This is a genomic window from Mycobacterium barrassiae, from assembly GCF_025822765.1.
Classification (GTDB): domain Bacteria; phylum Actinomycetota; class Actinomycetes; order Mycobacteriales; family Mycobacteriaceae; genus Mycobacterium; species Mycobacterium barrassiae.
The window spans coordinates 1-17,065 of the sequence record NZ_JACKUK010000027.1 but is presented as its reverse complement, the minus strand read 5'-3'; the positions used below and the strand labels follow the sequence as shown (position 1 = coordinate 17,065).

At 64.6% G+C, this 17,065-nt stretch carries 17 protein-coding genes and 1 rRNA gene; 17 read left to right on the top strand and 1 reads right to left on the bottom strand.

The features are described 5' to 3' along the window. Positions 1-216 precede the first annotated feature (216 nt). The 15 genes from rpmE (at position 217) to H7J93_RS17070 (ending at position 13,118) form a co-directional block, all read left to right on the top strand. The gene (rpmE, locus tag H7J93_RS17140; RefSeq protein ID WP_083157162.1) at positions 217-462 is read left to right on the top strand and encodes a 50S ribosomal protein L31; all 246 of its coding nucleotides are present in this window, start codon (positions 217-219) and stop codon (positions 460-462) included. A gap of 93 nt (positions 463-555) precedes the next feature. Further along, positions 556-1,629: a peptide chain release factor 1 gene (prfA, locus tag H7J93_RS17135; protein ID WP_267307503.1), complete on the top strand. Its 1,074-nt coding sequence runs from the start codon at positions 556-558 to the stop codon at positions 1,627-1,629. Further along, positions 1,626-2,489: a peptide chain release factor N(5)-glutamine methyltransferase gene (gene prmC, locus H7J93_RS17130; protein WP_267307502.1), complete on the top strand. Its 864-nt coding sequence runs from the start codon at positions 1,626-1,628 to the stop codon at positions 2,487-2,489. Before prfA ends, prmC begins: the two co-directional genes overlap by 4 nt. Before the next feature lie 12 nt (positions 2,490-2,501). Beyond that, positions 2,502-3,155, top strand: coding sequence for an L-threonylcarbamoyladenylate synthase (locus H7J93_RS17125; protein ID WP_267307501.1), 654 nt, complete (start codon positions 2,502-2,504; stop codon positions 3,153-3,155). Position 3,156: 1 nt separating this feature from the next. Beyond that, positions 3,157-4,368, top strand: a complete 1,212-nt coding sequence (locus H7J93_RS17120; RefSeq protein WP_267307830.1) for a glycosyltransferase family 4 protein — start codon at positions 3,157-3,159, stop codon at positions 4,366-4,368. Positions 4,369-4,612: 244 nt separating this feature from the next. After that, the gene (locus tag H7J93_RS17115) at positions 4,613-5,059 is read left to right on the top strand and encodes an ATP synthase subunit I (RefSeq protein WP_267307500.1); all 447 of its coding nucleotides are present in this window, start codon (positions 4,613-4,615) and stop codon (positions 5,057-5,059) included. A 10-nt stretch (positions 5,060-5,069) separates the two neighbouring features. After that, the gene (gene atpB, locus H7J93_RS17110) at positions 5,070-5,864 is read left to right on the top strand and encodes a F0F1 ATP synthase subunit A (protein ID WP_372507914.1); all 795 of its coding nucleotides are present in this window, start codon (positions 5,070-5,072) and stop codon (positions 5,862-5,864) included. Positions 5,865-5,954: 90 nt separating this feature from the next. After that, positions 5,955-6,221, top strand: a complete 267-nt coding sequence (locus tag H7J93_RS17105) for a F0F1 ATP synthase subunit C (RefSeq protein WP_083157155.1) — start codon at positions 5,955-5,957, stop codon at positions 6,219-6,221. 13 nt (positions 6,222-6,234) lie between these two features. Beyond that, the gene (locus tag H7J93_RS17100; RefSeq protein ID WP_267307499.1) at positions 6,235-6,735 is read left to right on the top strand and encodes a F0F1 ATP synthase subunit B; all 501 of its coding nucleotides are present in this window, start codon (positions 6,235-6,237) and stop codon (positions 6,733-6,735) included. After that, positions 6,736-8,070: a F0F1 ATP synthase subunit B/delta gene (locus H7J93_RS17095; RefSeq protein ID WP_267307498.1), complete on the top strand. Its 1,335-nt coding sequence runs from the start codon at positions 6,736-6,738 to the stop codon at positions 8,068-8,070. A gap of 87 nt (positions 8,071-8,157) precedes the next feature. Continuing rightward, positions 8,158-9,804: a F0F1 ATP synthase subunit alpha gene (gene atpA / locus H7J93_RS17090; RefSeq protein WP_267307497.1), complete on the top strand. Its 1,647-nt coding sequence runs from the start codon at positions 8,158-8,160 to the stop codon at positions 9,802-9,804. 34 nt (positions 9,805-9,838) lie between these two features. Next, positions 9,839-10,768 (top strand): F0F1 ATP synthase subunit gamma, encoded by a 930-nt coding sequence (locus H7J93_RS17085; RefSeq protein WP_267307496.1) that lies wholly within the window; start codon positions 9,839-9,841, stop codon positions 10,766-10,768. Positions 10,769-10,792: 24 nt separating this feature from the next. Then, a complete protein-coding gene (gene atpD / locus H7J93_RS17080; protein ID WP_267307495.1) occupies positions 10,793-12,295 on the top strand; it encodes a F0F1 ATP synthase subunit beta in 1,503 nt (500 codons plus the stop codon). A gap of 3 nt (positions 12,296-12,298) precedes the next feature. Further along, entirely contained in the window at positions 12,299-12,664 is a 366-nt protein-coding gene (locus H7J93_RS17075; RefSeq protein WP_267307494.1) for a F0F1 ATP synthase subunit epsilon, read from the top strand. A 7-nt stretch (positions 12,665-12,671) separates the two neighbouring features. Beyond that, on the top strand, positions 12,672-13,118 hold the full coding sequence (locus tag H7J93_RS17070) for a DUF2550 domain-containing protein (protein ID WP_267307493.1): 447 nt from the start codon (positions 12,672-12,674) through the stop codon (positions 13,116-13,118). Here H7J93_RS17070 and H7J93_RS17065 read toward each other — a convergent pair. After that, the gene (locus H7J93_RS17065; protein WP_267307492.1) at positions 13,115-13,693 is read right to left on the bottom strand and encodes a cob(I)yrinic acid a,c-diamide adenosyltransferase; all 579 of its coding nucleotides are present in this window, start codon (positions 13,691-13,693) and stop codon (positions 13,115-13,117) included. The genes H7J93_RS17070 and H7J93_RS17065 overlap by 4 nt on opposite strands. Positions 13,694-13,762: 69 nt before the next feature. On the opposite strand from H7J93_RS17065, the gene murA reads away from it, so the two are divergent. Continuing rightward, entirely contained in the window at positions 13,763-15,016 is a 1,254-nt protein-coding gene (gene murA, locus H7J93_RS17060; protein ID WP_267307491.1) for a UDP-N-acetylglucosamine 1-carboxyvinyltransferase, read from the top strand. A 438-nt stretch (positions 15,017-15,454) separates the two neighbouring features. Next, a 16S ribosomal RNA gene (locus H7J93_RS17055) occupies positions 15,455-16,978 on the top strand. The last annotated feature ends 87 nt before the right edge of the window (positions 16,979-17,065 follow it).

The following is a 17,065-nucleotide window of genomic DNA, read 5'->3' as shown; positions in this document are numbered from 1 at the left end:
GTGGCACGGTAGACCGCCCCCGAACGCGGGTTACCAGCGCGGTTGACGGCGCCGGAGAGTGTCGGTAACCCGGCAGGAATAGTGGCCCCGTCGCACGCGTTTAGGCCGTTGGCGGTTGACCTGGCATAATGGCGCCGACACCCTCGGTTCCGGTTCACGCCGAAACCTCCTGGTCAACGGAGGGGCGACCCGGGGCCCACGATTGAAGAGGAAACCATGAAATCAGGTATTCACCCTGACTATGTCGAGACCACGGTGCACTGCGGTTGTGGCAACACGTTCACCACGCGCAGCACCAAGGCCGGCGGACAGATCCACGTCGAGGTCTGCTCGCAGTGCCATCCGTTCTATACCGGCAAGCAGAAGATCCTCGACAGCGGCGGCCGCGTGGCCCGCTTCGAGAAGCGGTACGGCAAGCGCAAGGCTGGCGCCAACGGCGCTGACAAGGCTGCCGACAACTAGCTGACTTTCCGACGCCCGATGCTGCGCGCGAGCGCAGGCCGGGCGTCGGTTTGCGTTTGGCGAAGGAAGCGCGCTTCACGGAAGGAGGACGGCATGGCCGAGACGGCGCCTGTGATCGAGGCGTTGCTTGCCGAGCATGCCGACCTCGAGCGTCAACTGTCGGACCCCAACTTGCACGCCGATGCAGCCGCCGCCCGCAAGGTGGGCCGACGGTTCGCCCAGGTTTCGCCGATCGTTGCGACCTACCGCAAGCTCGAGGCCGCCCGCGGCGATCTCGAGGCTGCTCGCGAGCTGGCCGCTGACGACGAGTCCTTCGCCGCTGAGGTGCCAGAGCTGGAGAAGACCGTCGAACAGCTCGACACCCAACTGACCGATCTGCTCGCACCCCGGGATCCACACGACCCCGACGACATCGTCCTCGAGGTCAAATCCGGTGAGGGTGGCGAGGAGTCGGCATTGTTCGCCGCTGACCTGGCGAGGATGTACATCCGGTACGCCGAGCGGCACGGCTGGACGGTCACCATCCTCGACGAGACCACCTCGGACCTCGGCGGCTACAAGGACGCGACGCTGTCGATCAGAAGCAAGGGCGACTCGGCCGACGGGGTGTGGTCGCGGCTCAAGTTCGAGGGCGGCGTCCACCGGGTGCAGCGCGTGCCGGTGACCGAGTCGCAGGGCCGCGTGCACACGTCGGCGGCCGGCGTGCTCGTCTACCCAGAGCCCGAAGAGATCGAGGAAGTCCAGATCGACGAGTCCGATCTGCGCATCGACGTGTACCGCTCATCGGGCAAAGGCGGTCAGGGCGTCAACACCACGGACTCGGCCGTGCGGATCACGCACCTACCCACCGGCATCGTAGTCACCTGCCAGAACGAGCGCTCGCAGCTGCAGAACAAGGCGCGCGCCCTGCAGGTGCTGGCCGCGCGGCTGCAGGCCCTCGCCGAGGAGCAAGCGCAGGCCGACGCGTCCGCGGACCGAGCCAGCCAGATCCGCACCGTCGACCGCAGCGAGCGGATCCGCACGTACAACTTCCCCGAGAACCGGATCGCCGATCACCGGATCAACTTCAAGGCGCACAACCTCGACCAGGTTCTCGACGGTGACCTCGACGCGCTGTTCGATGCGCTGGCCGCCGCCGACAAGCAGTCGCGGCTGCAGATCACATGACCCGGCTCGGCCGGGGGCCGGCATGCACGAACCTCCGCCGGGCGATCGACGCCGCCGCGGCGGTGCTGGACGAGGCGGGCATCAGTTCCCCGAAAGCGGACGCCGAACTCCTCGCCGCGCACGTCGCAGGTGTCGAACGCGGGCGGCTGCCGTTCGTCGAACCCGCACCTGATTTCTTCGAACGTTTCGACGCACTCGTCGCCGAGCGTGTCAAGCGAACGCCGCTGCAACACATCGTCGGAACGGCCGCCTTCGGTCCCGTCACCGTGGAGGTCGGCCCCGGTGTGTTCATTCCGCGCCCCGAAACCGAAGCGATGCTGGAATGGGCTGTCGCGCAACACCTGTCGCAGGAACCGTTGATCGTTGATCTGTGCACCGGCACCGGGGCGTTGGCGTTCGCGCTGTCGAAGCACTGGCCAGACGCCCGCATTGTCGCCGTCGACGATTCTGAGTGCGCCCTCGAGTATGCGGAGAGGAACCTCGCCGGCACCGGCGTCGAGCTGATCCGGGCTGACGTCACCGAACCGGGCGAGCTGCCCACACTCGACGGCTCGGTGGATCTGCTTGTGGCCAACCCGCCGTACATTCCCGACGGTGCGGCATTGGAACCCGAAGTGGCCGAACATGATCCGCCGCATGCACTGTTCGGCGGACCGGACGGCATGGCCGTCATCGACGCGATCGCGGAGCTGGCGGCCAGGTGGCTACGCATCGGCGGGCGCTGCGCCGTCGAGCATGATGACACCACCTCGGAGCGGACGGTCGAAGCCTTCACTCGGGCAGGGCGATTCGACGACGTGATCGGACGACGCGACCTGACGGGACGACCCCGGTTCGTCACCGCGGTCCGGTGCCGGTGAGATGCTGGATTCATGACGGAACTGTTCGACTGCCGCGACGAGCAGACGAGGGCGATCGGAATCGCCTCGGCCGTCAGTGCGATCAAGGGCGGCAGCCTGGTGGTGATGCCGACGGACACGGTCTACGGCATCGGCGCCGACGCCTTCGACAGCGAGGCCGTTTCGGCGTTGCTTTCGGCCAAGGGTCGCGGTCGTGACATGCCCGTGCCGGTTCTCGTCGGTTCCTGGCACACGATCGAGGGTCTGGTGTACTCCGTACCGCACACCGCCCGCGAACTCATCCGCGCATTCTGGCCGGGCGCGCTGAGTCTGGTGGTGCGGCAGGCGCCGTCGCTGCAATGGGACCTCGGCGACGCACAGGGCACCGTCATGGTGCGTATGCCCCTGCACCCCGTGGCCATCGAACTACTGCGTGAGGTGGGGCCGATGGCGGTGTCGAGCGCGAACATCTCGGGCAGGCCCGCCGCAGTCACCGCGCAGGAGGCGCGCGACCAACTCGGCGACCAAGTCGAGGTCTACCTCGATGCCGGCCCGTCGCAACAACAGACGGCGTCGACGATCGTCGACCTCACCGGCGCCCATCCGCGGGTGCTGCGGCAGGGACCGGTGACCGTCGACGCGGTGGCGAAGGTACTCGGGGTGGACCCCTCGACACTGACGGATTGATCTGGGCGACGTGACGTACGGTTCATCGGTGGGCTACGCGGCAGACACCCTGCTGGCGCTCAACGATCGCGGCGCCGGTGTGCCGCTACGCGAGCTCGCACTCGTCGGCCTGACCGCGGCCATCATCACGTACTTCGCCACCGGATGGGTGCGCGTACTGGCCCGCCGGCTTGGCGCCGTCGCCTACCCCCGCGAACGCGACGTCCATCTGCAGCCGACGCCGCGGATGGGCGGGCTGGCCATGTACATCGGCGTGGTGGCCGCGGTTCTGCTCGCATCGCAACTTCCGGCGCTGACGCGGGGGTTCGTGTATTCGTCAGGCATGCCCGCGGTGGTCGTGGCGGGCGGCCTCATCATGGCGATCGGTCTGATCGACGACAGGTGGGGTCTGGATGCGCTGACGAAATTCGCCGGCCAGATCACCGCCGCCAGCGTGCTCGTCACGATGGGCGTCGCCTGGAGCGTGCTGTACATCCCGGGCGTCGGCACCATCGTGCTGGACCAGGTGTCGTCGATCCTGCTGACGCTGGCGCTGACCGTCGCGATCGTGAACGCGATGAACTTCGTCGACGGCCTCGACGGTCTCGCTGCCGGGCTCGGTCTCATTACGGCGTCGGCGATCTGCATCTTCTCGATCGGACTGCTGCGCGATCACGGCGGCGATGTCCTGTTCTACCCGCCCGCCGTCATCTCGGTGGTGCTCGCAGGCGCGTGCCTGGGCTTCCTGCCGCACAACTTCCATCCCGCGAAGATCTTCATGGGCGACTCCGGCTCGATGCTGATCGGGTTGATGCTCGCCGCCGCCTCGACGACCGCGGCGGGCCCGATATCGCAGACCGCATACGGCGCCCGGGACGTGTTCGCGTTGTTGTCGCCGTTCCTGTTGGTCATCGCCGTGTTGTTCGTGCCCGCGCTGGACATGTTGTTGGCGATCGTGCGGCGGACGCGTGCGGGTCGCAGCCCGTTCAGTCCCGACAAGATGCACCTCCACCACCGGCTGCTGCAGATCGGCCACTCGCACCGACGGGTCGTGTTGGTGATCTACCTGTGGGTGGGCATCGTCGCGCTGGGCGCGGCGAGCACGATCTTCTTCGATCCCCGCTACTCCGGTGCCGTCATGCTGGCCGCGATTCTGGTCGCCATCGTGGTCACTCTCGTCCCTCTGCTGCGTCGTCGGAACGGCCAACTGGACGAAATGTACGACAAAAAGTAGTAGACGTGTTTTATGGCTCTCACCATGTGTTAGGGTTCAGCTAGAACCCGAAAAAACCTCGCGGGTTGCCGGCCTCCGGGCCATCGGCTAACCACCGTTTGGCACGGAAAAACGACCGACATAGGGAGCGACCCCAGGGTGATTCCAGTGAGCTTGATGCCCTCCGATACGCTCGTGGCGCCACTCACAGGAACATTGGGATCATTCGGGAAACTTCCTCTGACCGCGGGATCGAGGTGAAGCAGTGACGACGCCAGCGCATGACGCGCCGTTGGTGTTTCCGTCCGTAGCCTTCCGGCCGTTGCGTTTGCTCATTGTCTGCATTGCGCTCACCGCGGTCGCGGTCGGCGCCTCATGGTTCACCGGCCACCCCCTCTTCGGCGTTTTCTTCGGAGTCGGACTGGGGCTCGGCCTGGTCAACGCCATCCTGGTCAAGCGTGCCGTCGAGGCGATCACCGCCGAAGAGCACCCGCTGAAAAAGAAGATGGCGCTGAACTCCGCCAGCCGGTTGCTGGTGATCTCCGTCGTCGCGCTGGCGATCGCGTTCTTCTTCAGGGACAACGGCGGACTGGGAGTGTTGTTCGGGCTCGCGGTGTTCCAGGCGCTGCTGGTGATGAGCACCAGCCTTCCGGTGCTGAAGAAGATCCGAACCGGCGGTCTGGATTACGTGGACACGGATTCGAAGGGTTGAGCAGGCTTTCATGAACTGGGCTACGACAGGGACGTCGGAGATCGTTCTCGCTGCTGAGGAAGAAGGCGGCGCCACCATCCACGTCGGCCATCACACGATGGTGTTCGAGTTGTTCGGCATGACGTTCAACGGCGACACCATCATGGCCACCGGCATCACCGCGCTGATCGTCATCGCCCTCGCGTTCGTGCTGCGGGCCAAGGTCACGTCGACCGGCGTCCCCGGCGGGGTGCAGCTGTTCTGGGAAGCGCTGACCATCCAGATGCGCAATCAGATCGAGAGCGCCATCGGCATGAAGGTCGCCCCGTTCGTGCTGCCCCTGGCCATCGCGATCTTCGTCTTCATCCTGATCTCCAACTGGCTGGCGGTGCTGCCGCTGCAATACGGCGGAGCCGACGGCGCCGCGGCCGAGCTGTACAAGCCGCCGGCGTCCGATATCAACTTCGTACTCGCGCTCGCGCTGTTCGTATTCGTCTGTTATCACGCGGCAGGGTTCTGGCGGCGCGGCATCATCGGTCACCCCGTGAAGCTGCTGAAGGGCCATGTCGCGATTCTGGCGCCGATCAACATCGTCGAGGAACTGGCCAAGCCGATCTCGTTGGCACTCCGACTTTTCGGCAACATCTTCGCGGGCGGCATCCTGGTGGCGCTGATCGCGATGTTCCCCTGGTACATCCAGTGGGCGCCCAACGCCATCTGGAAGACGTTCGACCTCTTCGTCGGCCTCATCCAGGCGTTCATCTTCTCGCTGCTGACGATCCTGTACTTCAGCCAGTCGATGGAGCTCGAGCACGACGATCACTGATAGCTCAACCCGAGAACAACTGAAACTTGTAGCACCAACGAGCACGGACTCTGGCGGCCCGGCCGTCAGTTATCAAGGAGGATAAAGGAAATGGAACTCGACCCGAACGCCATCATCACGGCCGGCGCACTCATCGGCGGTGGAATCATCATGGGTGGCGGCGCCATCGGCGCAGGTATCGGCGACGGCATCGCGGGTAACGCGCTGATCGCGGGTATCGCCCGTCAGCCCGAGGCTCAGGGCCGTCTGTTCACCCCGTTCTTCATCACCGTCGGTCTGGTTGAGGCGGCGTACTTCATCAACCTGGCCTTCATGGCGCTGTTCGTCTTCGCCACGCCCGGCTTGATCCAGAAGTAGTCATTCGTCACTCATGACCGAACTGACCACGACGATCCTCGCTGCTGAGGAAGGTGGGGGACAGAGCAACTTTCTGGTCCCCAACGGCACCTTCTTCGCAGTGCTGCTCATCTTCCTGATCACTCTCGCGGTGATCTGGAAATGGGTCGTGCCTCCGGTCGGCCAGGTACTCGCCGCACGGGAAGCCATGCTGGCGAAGACGGCGGCCGACAACCGCAAGTCGGCTGAGCAACTCGCGGCCGCTCAGGCCGACTACGAAGCGAAGATGGCCGGCGCGCGTAGCGAAGCGTCGGCCATCCGCGACGAGGCTCGAACGGCAGGCCGGCAAGTCATCGACGAGAAGCGCGCAGCGGCCAGTAGTGAGGTCGCCGAGACCCTGCATGAAGCGGAACAGCGACTGTCCGAGCAGGGTGCGGCAACTCAGACAGAGCTGTATTCGTCGGTCGACGGCCTGGCCGCCACGCTGGCGAGCAAGATCATCGGCGTCGACGTGAAACCAGGTGGGAAGCAATAGATGTCGACTTTCATCGGCCAGCTGATCGGCTTCGCGGTCATCGTCTTCATCCTCATGAAGTGGGTCGTTCCGCTGGTGCGCGACATGATGCGCAAGCAGCAGGACGCGATTCGCGCCGCTCTCGCCGAGAGCGCTGAGGCGGCGAAGAGGCTCGAAGACGCCGACGCGATGCACGCCAGGGCGGTCGAGGACGCCAAAGCCGAATCGGCCAGGGTGACCGAAGAGGCACGGCAGGATTCCGAGCGCATCGCCGCGCAGCTGCAGGAGCAGGCGGGTCTCGACGCCGAACGGATCAAAGCCCAAGGCGCACAACAGGTCCAGTTGCTTCGTCAGCAGGTCATCCGGCAGCTCCGTACCGGCCTCGGTGAGGGATCGGTACAGAAAGCCGCTGAACTCGTGCGCCAGCACGTCGCCGATCCCGCCGCTCAGGCCGCAACGGTGGACCGCTTCCTCGATGAGCTCGACAGCATGTCGTCCTCGACCGCGGTGATCGAGACCGGGGCGTCGGCGCGGCTGCGTGCCGCCAGCAGGCAGGCGATGGCGACGTTGTCGGAGGAGTTCGACTCCGTCGCGGGTCGGCTACGCGAATCCGGTCTGACGACCTTGGCCGACGAACTGGCCTCCGTGGTCACGCTCCTTGTGAACGAGCCGAACCTGGCGCGCCATCTGGCCGAGCCCAGCGATAACCCGCAGGCCAAGATCGCTCTCGTTGATCGGCTGCTCTCGGACAAGCTGGATAGCCACACTCTCGAGCTTCTGCGGACAGCGGTTTCGCAGCGCTGGTCGGCCGACGCTGACCTGCTCGGAGGTATCGAACACATCGCACGGCTGGCGCTCCTCAAGCTCGCCGAGCTCAACGACGAAGTGGACGAGGTGGAGGACCAGCTGTTCCGGTTCGGCCGCGTCCTCGATGCGGAGCCCCGGCTGTCGACGCTGCTGAGCGACTACACCGCACCCGTAGAGGGCCGAGTCGCCTTGCTGAACAAGGTGCTCGGAGACGAAGGCGTCAACCCGACAGCGAAGGCGCTGCTCGCCCAGACGGTGCGCCTGCTGCGCGGCGAGCGTGCCGACGAGGCCGTCCTGGATCTGGCCGAACTGGCCGTGGCACGCCGTGGCGAGATCGTCGCCCACGTCACCGCCGCGGCAGATCTGTCCGACGCGCAGCGCACCCGGCTGACCGAAGTGCTCACCCGGATTTACGGGCACCCTGTCGCGGTACAGCTCTACGTTGACCCCGAACTGCTCGGGGGCCTCTCCGTCACCGTCGGCGACGAGGTGATCGACGGATCGATCGCCTCGCGGCTCGCGGCGGCCCAGAGTCAGCTGCCGGACTGACGAGCGCTTGCGCGAGGAAGCGACAACCGAAGACCGAAGTACAACCCCAAGACCACCCGTTAACGCAAGGTAGGAAGACGAAAAACCATGGCAGAGTTGACCATCTCCGCTGCTGACATCGAACGTGCCATCGAGGATTACGTATCCTCGTTTTCCGCCGAGACCGAGCGGGAAGAGATCGGCACCGTCGTCGATGCCGGTGACGGCATCGCCCACGTCGAGGGCCTGCCCTCGGTCATGACCCAGGAGCTGCTCGAGTTCGAAGGCGGCGTGCTCGGTGTGGCGCTGAACCTCGACGAGCACAGCGTCGGCGCCGTGATCCTGGGCGAGTTCGAGAAGATCGAAGAGGGCCAGCAGGTCAAGCGCACCGGCCAGGTGCTGTCGGTGCCGGTCGGTGATGCGTTCCTCGGCCGCGTGATCAACCCGCTGGGCCAGCCGATCGATGGTCAGGGCGACATCGAGTCCGACACCCGTCGCGCACTCGAACTGCAGGCGCCGTCGGTGGTTCAGCGCCAGGGCGTGTCCGAGCCGCTGCAGACCGGTATCAAGGCCATCGACTCGATGACGCCGATCGGCCGCGGCCAGCGCCAGCTGATCATCGGGGACCGCAAGACCGGTAAGACCGCCGTCTGTGTTGACACCATCCTCAACCAGCGTGAGGCCTGGGAGACCGGCGATCCCACGCAGCAGGTGCGCTGCGTGTACGTCGCGATCGGCCAGAAGGGCACCACGATCGCCAGTGTGAAGCGCGCCCTCGAAGAGGGTGGTGCAATGGAGTACACCACCATCGTCGCGGCACCCGCTTCCGACGCTGCCGGCTTCAAATGGCTTGCGCCCTATACCGGTTCGGCCATCGGCCAGCACTGGATGTACGACGGCAAGCACGTGCTGATCGTCTTCGACGACCTCTCCAAGCAGGCCGACGCCTACCGCGCGATCTCGCTGCTGCTGCGTCGTCCGCCGGGCCGCGAGGCGTTCCCCGGTGACGTGTTCTATCTGCACTCGCGGCTGCTCGAGCGCTGCGCGAAGCTGTCCGACGAGCTCGGCGGCGGTTCGATGACCGGCCTGCCGATCATCGAGACCAAGGCCAACGACATCTCGGCGTTCATCCCCACGAACGTCATCTCGATCACCGACGGCCAGTGCTTCCTGGAGTCCGACCTGTTCAACCAGGGTGTGCGACCGGCCATCAACGTCGGCGTGTCGGTGTCCCGCGTCGGTGGCGCCGCGCAGATCAAGGCGATGAAAGAGGTTGCCGGTTCACTGCGTCTGGAGCTTTCGCAGTACCGCGAGCTCGAGGCCTTCGCGGCATTCGCCTCGGATCTCGACGCGGCCTCCAAGGCGCAGTTGGATCGCGGTGCGCGTCTGGTCGAGCTGCTCAAGCAGCCGCAGTACACGCCTTATCCGGTCGAGGACCAGGTCGTCGCGATCTTCCTGGGCACCGGCGGTCACCTGGATTCTGTTCCTGTCGAGGACGTCGCGCGTTTCGAGGCTGAGCTGCTCGAGCACGTCAAGGCCTCGCATGACGACATCCTCAAGGGGATCCGCGAGACCAAGAAGCTCTCCGAAGAGGCGGAAGCGAAGCTCTCCGACGTCATCAACGAGTTCAAGAAGGGCTTCTCGGCCAGCGACGGCAGCTCGGTCGTGGTGAACGACCCCGAGGCCGAGGCGATGGACGAAGAGGACGTGGAGAAGGAAACCGTCAAGGTCCGCAAGCCGGCAGGCAAGAAGTAGAGACGAAGGCCGAGAAGGGGTCTGGAGAAGCTAGATGGCTGCAACACTGCGCGAGCTACGCGGGCGCATCCGTTCCGCCGGGTCGATCAAGAAGATCACCAAGGCCCAGGAACTGATCGCCACGTCGCGGATCGCCAAGGCGCAGGCCCGAGTTGAGGCCGCTCGGCCCTACTCGACCGAGATCACGAACATGCTGACCGAGCTCGCCAGCGCCAGCGCCCTGGACCATCCGCTGCTGGTTTCGCGGGAGAACCCGAAGCGGGCAGGCGTGCTTGTGGTGTCCTCGGACCGCGGTCTGTGCGGCGCCTACAACGCCAACGTGCTGCGCCAGTCCGAGGAGCTCTTCTCGCTGTTGCGCGAAGAAGGCAAGAATCCGGTGCTCTACACCGTCGGCCGGAAGGCGTTGGGCTACTTCAGCTTCCGTCAACGCACCGTCACCGACTCGTGGACCGGCTTCTCGGAGCGGCCGACGTACGAAAACGCCCGCGAGATCGCCGACACCTTGGTCACCGCGTTCATGTCCGGCGCCGACGACGAAGGTGACGATCCCGGCGAGGACGGCATCCTCGGGGTGGACGAACTGCACATCGTCTTCACCGAGTTCAGGTCGATGCTGTCTCAGACGGCGGTCGCACGGCGCATCGCCCCGATGGTCGTCGAATACATCGAAGACGAAACGCCCGAAGACGGCCCGCACACGCTGTTCTCGTTCGAACCCGACCCCGAGACGTTGTTCGACAACCTGTTGCCGCGCTACGTGGCGACCCGCGTGTACGCCGCTCTGTTGGAGGCTGCAGCTTCGGAATCGGCGTCGCGGCGTCGTGCGATGAAGTCGGCCACCGACAACGCCGACGATCTGATCAAGGCACTCACGCTCGCGGCCAACCGCGAACGCCAGGCGCAGATCACCCAGGAAATCAGCGAGATCGTCGGCGGCGCCAACGCGCTGGCCGACGCGAAGTAGACCCCGTAGGAAGCGAAGAGAGAAATGACTGCTACCGCAGAAAAGACCGCAGGTCGCGTCGTCCGCATCACCGGCCCGGTCGTCGACGTGGAGTTCCCGCGTGGCGCTGTGCCCGAGTTGTTCAACGCGTTGCACGCCGAGATCAGCTTCACGGACCTCGCGAAGACGCTCACCCTCGAGGTCGCTCAGCACCTCGGCGACAACCTCGTCCGCTGCATCTCCATGCAGCCCACCGACGGCCTCGTGCGTGGCGTCGAGGTGACCGACACCGGTCGCTCCATCTCGGTGCCGGTCGGCGACGGCGTCAAGGGTCACGTGTTCAACGCACTCGGTGACTGCCTCGACGATCCCGGCTACGGCAAGGATTTCGAGCACTGGTCGATCCACCGCAAGCCGCCGGCCTTCGCCGACCTCGAGCCTCGCACCGAGATGCTGGAGACGGGCCTGAAAGTCGTCGACCTGCTGACCCCCTACGTGCGCGGCGGCAAGATCGCCCTGTTCGGCGGCGCCGGCGTGGGCAAGACGGTGCTCATCCAGGAGATGATCAACCGCATCGCCCGCAACTTCGGTGGCACCTCGGTGTTCGCCGGTGTGGGTGAGCGCACCCGTGAGGGCAACGACCTCTGGGTTGAGCTCGCGGACGCCAACGTGCTCAAGGACACCGCCCTGGTGTTCGGTCAGATGGACGAGCCGCCGGGCACCCGTATGCGCGTCGCTCTCTCTGCGCTGACCATGGCGGAGTACTTCCGCGATGAGCAGGGCCAGGACGTGCTTCTGTTCATTGACAACATCTTCCGCTTCACCCAGGCCGGTTCCGAGGTGTCGACGCTGCTCGGTCGTATGCCGTCGGCGGTGGGTTACCAGCCGACCCTGGCAGACGAGATGGGTGAGCTGCAGGAGCGCATCACCTCGACCCGTGGCCGGTCCATCACCTCGATGCAGGCCGTGTACGTGCCCGCCGACGACTACACCGACCCGGCCCCGGCGACCACGTTCGCCCACCTCGATGCCACCACCGAGCTTTCGCGTGCGGTGTTCTCGAAGGGCATCTTCCCGGCGGTGGACCCGCTGGCCTCGAGCTCGACGATCCTCGACCCCGCGGTCGTGGGTGACGAGCACTACCGGGTGGCGCAGGAAGTCATCCGAATCCTGCAGCGCTACAAGGACCTTCAGGACATCATTGCCATCCTCGGTATCGACGAACTGTCGGAAGAGGACAAGCAGCTGGTGAACCGGGCGCGTCGTATCGAGCGCTTCCTGAGCCAGAACATGATGGCGGCCGAGCAGTTCACCGGCCAGCCGGGTTCGACGGTGCCGCTGAAGGAGACCGTCGAAGCATTCGACAAGCTGACCAAGGGCGATTTCGACCACCTGCCCGAGCAGGCGTTCTTCCTCATCGGCGGTCTCGAAGATCTGGCGAAGAAGGCCGAGAGCCTGGGCGCCAAGATGGAGAAGAGCAGTGGCGGCGACGGTGCGCCGACGACGGCCGCCAAGAAGGACGACTCTTCCAAGAGCGAGGACAGCTAGCTCATGGCCGAGATGACGGTCGAGATCGTCGCCGTCGAGCGCGAACTCTGGTCGGGTGACGCCACTTTCGTGTTCACCCGCACCACCGCCGGTGAGATCGGCATCCTGCCGCACCACATCCCGCTGGTGGCCCAGCTCGTCGACGATGCGATGGTGCGCGTCGAACGCGAGGGCGAGGACGATCTGCGGATCGCCGTCGACGGCGGGTTTCTCTCGGTCACCGAACAGACGGTGCGGATCCTGGTTGAGAACGCGGAGTTCGAGTCAGAGATCAACGCCGACAGCGCAAAGCAGGACGCGGAGTCCGAGGATGAGCGGACCGCAGCTTGGGGCAGGGCGCGTCTGCGCGCTCTAGGCCAGATCGACTAGGCCGCCGATGAGCGTGCCCATGTTCCTCATGGTCGCGCTCGTTGGTGTGTTGCTGGTGGTCGTCGTCATGATGTGCTACCGGCTGTGGAAACTTCGGCAGGTCGGCGGTACCGCGGCGATCTTGCGCGACGTTCCCGCGGTCGGTGGGCACGGGTGGCGCCACGGCGTAATGCGGTATCGCGGTGGGGAAGCCGGCTTCTACCGGTTGTCCAGCATTCGATGGTGGCCAGACCGCACGTTGAGCCGCCGGGGGTTGGAGATCGTTTCGCGACGGGCGCCGCGCGGCGACGAATTCGACATCATGACCGATGAAATCGTCATCCTGGAGCTTCGGGACACCAGCCCCGAACGCCGGAGGGGCTACGAGGTGGCACTCGACCGCGGGGCGTTGACAGCCTTCTTGTCGTGGGTTGAGTCGAGACCGTCTCCGCGTGCGCGACGGCGTACGTCCTAACCCGTTGCGGAACCGCCCGGTTGCCACAGCACGTCGCCGTCCGGGTTGGCCACCCGGGACAGAATGAAAAGCAGGTCCGACAGTCGGTTCAGATACTTGGCCGGCAGCACGCTGATCGACTCTCCGTGCATTTCGACTGCCGCCCACGCCGACCGTTCGGCTCGGCGGGCCACCGTGCGAGCCACATGCAGCAGTGCCGACAGCGGCGAGCCGCCCGGCAACACAAACGAATTCAGCGCCGGCAATGGCTCGTTGAATTCGTCGCACCAGGACTCGAGCCGGTCAATGTAGCTCTGTGAGATGCGCAGCGGCGGGTGCTCTGGCTCCTCGACCACCGGGGTGGACAGGTCAGCACCGGCGTCGAACAGGTCATTCTGAATCTGCCTGAGCACCTTGAGGATCTGTTCAGGCGGGTTGCCGAGGGCGACCGCGACGCCGATGGCCGCATTGGTCTCGTCACAGTCCGCGTACGCCGCCAGCCGCGCGTCATTCTTCGACACCCTACTGAAATCGCTCAGACCGGTGGTTCCGTCATCGCCCGTACGCGTGTAGATCCGGGTCAGATGAACAGCCATGGTGAAACGGTACCGGAGATGTGGCCAAGGAAACTGACATGGCTGACGGCGCTGTTTACACTGACCCGCGTGAGCGAGCGATTCGTGGTAACCGGTGGAAACCGGTTATCGGGCGAAGTTGCCGTCGGGGGGGCCAAGAACAGTGTCCTGAAGCTGATGGCGGCATCGCTGCTGGCTGAGGGCACGAGCACGATCACCAACTGCCCCGACATTCTGGACGTGCCGCTGATGGCGGAGGTCCTCCGGGGGCTGGGCGCGACCGTGGAACTTGACGGCGACGTCGTCCGGATCACCTCGCCCGACGAACCCAAATACGACGCCGACTTTGCCGCGGTCCGGCAGTTCCGCGCGTCGGTCTGTGTCCTGGGGCCGCTGGTCGGTCGGTGCAAGCGGGCCAAGGTCGCGCTGCCGGGTGGGGACGCCATCGGGTCCCGTCCCCTCGACATGCATCAGGCCGGTCTGCGCCAGCTCGGCGCGCGGTGCAACATCGAACACGGCTGCGTGGTCGCCGAAGCGGACCATCTGCGCGGTGCCGAGATCCAGCTGGAGTTCCCGTCCGTCGGTGCCACTGAGAACATCCTGATGGCTGCCGTCGTCGCCGAGGGCGTGACGACCATCCACAATGCGGCGCGCGAACCCGACGTCGTCGACCTCTGCACGATGCTGAACCAGATGGGGGCCCAGATCTCGGGGGCCGGGACGCCGACGATGACGATCACTGGCGTCGACCGGCTGCATCCGACCGAGCACCGGGTGATCGGCGACCGCATCGTCGCCGCGACGTGGGGTATTGCGGCGGCGATGACCCGCGGCGACATCTCGGTAACGGGCGTCGACCCTCAGCACCTGCAGTTGGTGCTCCACAAACTCCATGACGCCGGCGCGACTGTCACGCAGCACGACAACGGCTTCCGGGTCGTCCAGTACGAGCGGCCGAAGGCGGTCAACGTCGCGACGCTGCCGTTCCCGGGCTTCCCGACGGATCTGCAACCGATGGCCATCGGCCTGGCCTCGATCGCCGACGGCACGTCGATGATCACCGAGAACGTCTTCGAGGCGCGGTTCCGCTTCGTCGAGGAGATGATCCGGCTGGGTGCCGACGCCCGCACGGACGGCCACCACGCGGTGGTGCGGGGGATCCCTCAGCTGTCCAGCGCGCCGGTGTGGTCGTCGGACATCCGGGCAGGCGCCGGATTGGTCCTGGCCGGGCTGGTCGCCGACGGCGATACAGAGGTCCACGACGTCTTCCACATCGACCGCGGTTACCCGCTGTTTGTGGAGAATTTGGTGAGCCTCGGCGCCGAGATCGAGCGGATCGCCTAAACCGGGCGGATCCCATTTGGGACTGGGCCGTCGGAGGCGTAGTCTTTAGCCCAGAAGCCAAGGGCCCCAGTCCAAATGGATTGGCGGACCGGGTTTGACCTCTCTGCCTCAGTGGAGTACAGTGGCAGGGTTGCCTGAAAACCGGGTGTGTTGTTTGAGAACTCAATAGTGTGTTTGGTGGTTTTTGTTTGTTGTTTTTGTCCGCCCTTTTTTCCCGTTTAGGGGTGGATTTTTTGTGATGCCAGTTTTTGGTGTCTTGCTTGGTCAGATTTTCTCTGATTGTGAATTCACCTGACTGTGGTTGGGTTGTTTTTGTTTGGAGAGTTTGATCCTGGCTCAGGACGAACGCTGGCGGCGTGCTTAACACATGCAAGTCGAACGGAAAGGCCCTTTCGGGGGTACTCGAGTGGCGAACGGGTGAGTANGTTGGGTTGTTTTTGTTTGGAGAGTTTGATCCTGGCTCAGGACGAACGCTGGCGGCGTGCTTAACACATGCAAGTCGAACGGAAAGGCCCTTTCGGGGGTACTCGAGTGGCGAACGGGTGAGTAACACGTGGGTGATCTGCCCTGCACTTTGGGATAAGCCTGGGAAACTGGGTCTAATACCGAATACACCCTGCTGGTCGCATGGCCTGGTGGGGGAAAGCTTTTGCGGTGTGGGATGGGCCCGCGGCCTATCAGCTTGTTGGTGGGGTGATGGCCTACCAAGGCGACGACGGGTAGCCGGCCTGAGAGGGTGTCCGGCCACACTGGGACTGAGATACGGCCCAGACTCCTACGGGAGGCAGCAGTGGGGAATATTGCACAATGGGCGCAAGCCTGATGCAGCGACGCCGCGTGAGGGATGACGGCCTTCGGGTTGTAAACCTCTTTCAGTACCGACGAAGCGCAAGTGACGGTAGGTACAGAAGAAGCACCGGCCAACTACGTGCCAGCAGCCGCGGTAATACGTAGGGTGCGAGCGTTGTCCGGAATTACTGGGCGTAAAGAGCTCGTAGGTGGTTTGTCGCGTTGTTCGTGAAAACTCACAGCTTAACTGTGGGCGTGCGGGCGATACGGGCAGACTGGAGTACTGCAGGGGAGACTGGAATTCCTGGTGTAGCGGTGGAATGCGCAGATATCAGGAGGAACACCGGTGGCGAAGGCGGGTCTCTGGGCAGTAACTGACGCTGAGGAGCGAAAGCGTGGGGAGCGAACAGGATTAGATACCCTGGTAGTCCACGCCGTAAACGGTGGGTACTAGGTGTGGGTTTCCTTCCTTGGGATCCGTGCCGTAGCTAACGCATTAAGTACCCCGCCTGGGGAGTACGGCCGCAAGGCTAAAACTCAAAGGAATTGACGGGGGCCCGCACAAGCGGCGGAGCATGTGGATTAATTCGATGCAACGCGAAGAACCTTACCTGGGTTTGACATGCACAGGACGCCGGCAGAGATGTCGGTTCCCTTGTGGCCTGTGTGCAGGTGGTGCATGGCTGTCGTCAGCTCGTGTCGTGAGATGTTGGGTTAAGTCCCGCAACGAGCGCAACCCTTGTCTCATGTTGCCAGCACGTCATGGTGGGGACTCGTGAGAGACTGCCGGGGTCAACTCGGAGGAAGGTGGGGATGACGTCAAGTCATCATGCCCCTTATGTCCAGGGCTTCACACATGCTACAATGGCCGGTACAAAGGGCTGCGATGCCGTGAGGTGGAGCGAATCCTTTCAAAGCCGGTCTCAGTTCGGATCGGGGTCTGCAACTCGACCCCGTGAAGTCGGAGTCGCTAGTAATCGCAGATCAGCAACGCTGCGGTGAATACGTTCCCGGGCCTTGTACACACCGCCCGTCACGTCATGAAAGTCGGTAACACCCGAAGCCGGTGGCCTAACCCCTTGTGGGAGGGAGCCGTCGAAGGTGGGATCGGCGATTGGGACGAAGTCGTAACAAGGTAGCCGTACCGGAAGGTGCGGCTGGATCACCTCCTTTCTAAGGAGCACCATTTCATTCCCCCACCCCCGCATCGTGTGGGATCAGTGTGGTTGGGAGATCAGTGCCGGGGCCTGTAGTGGGTGC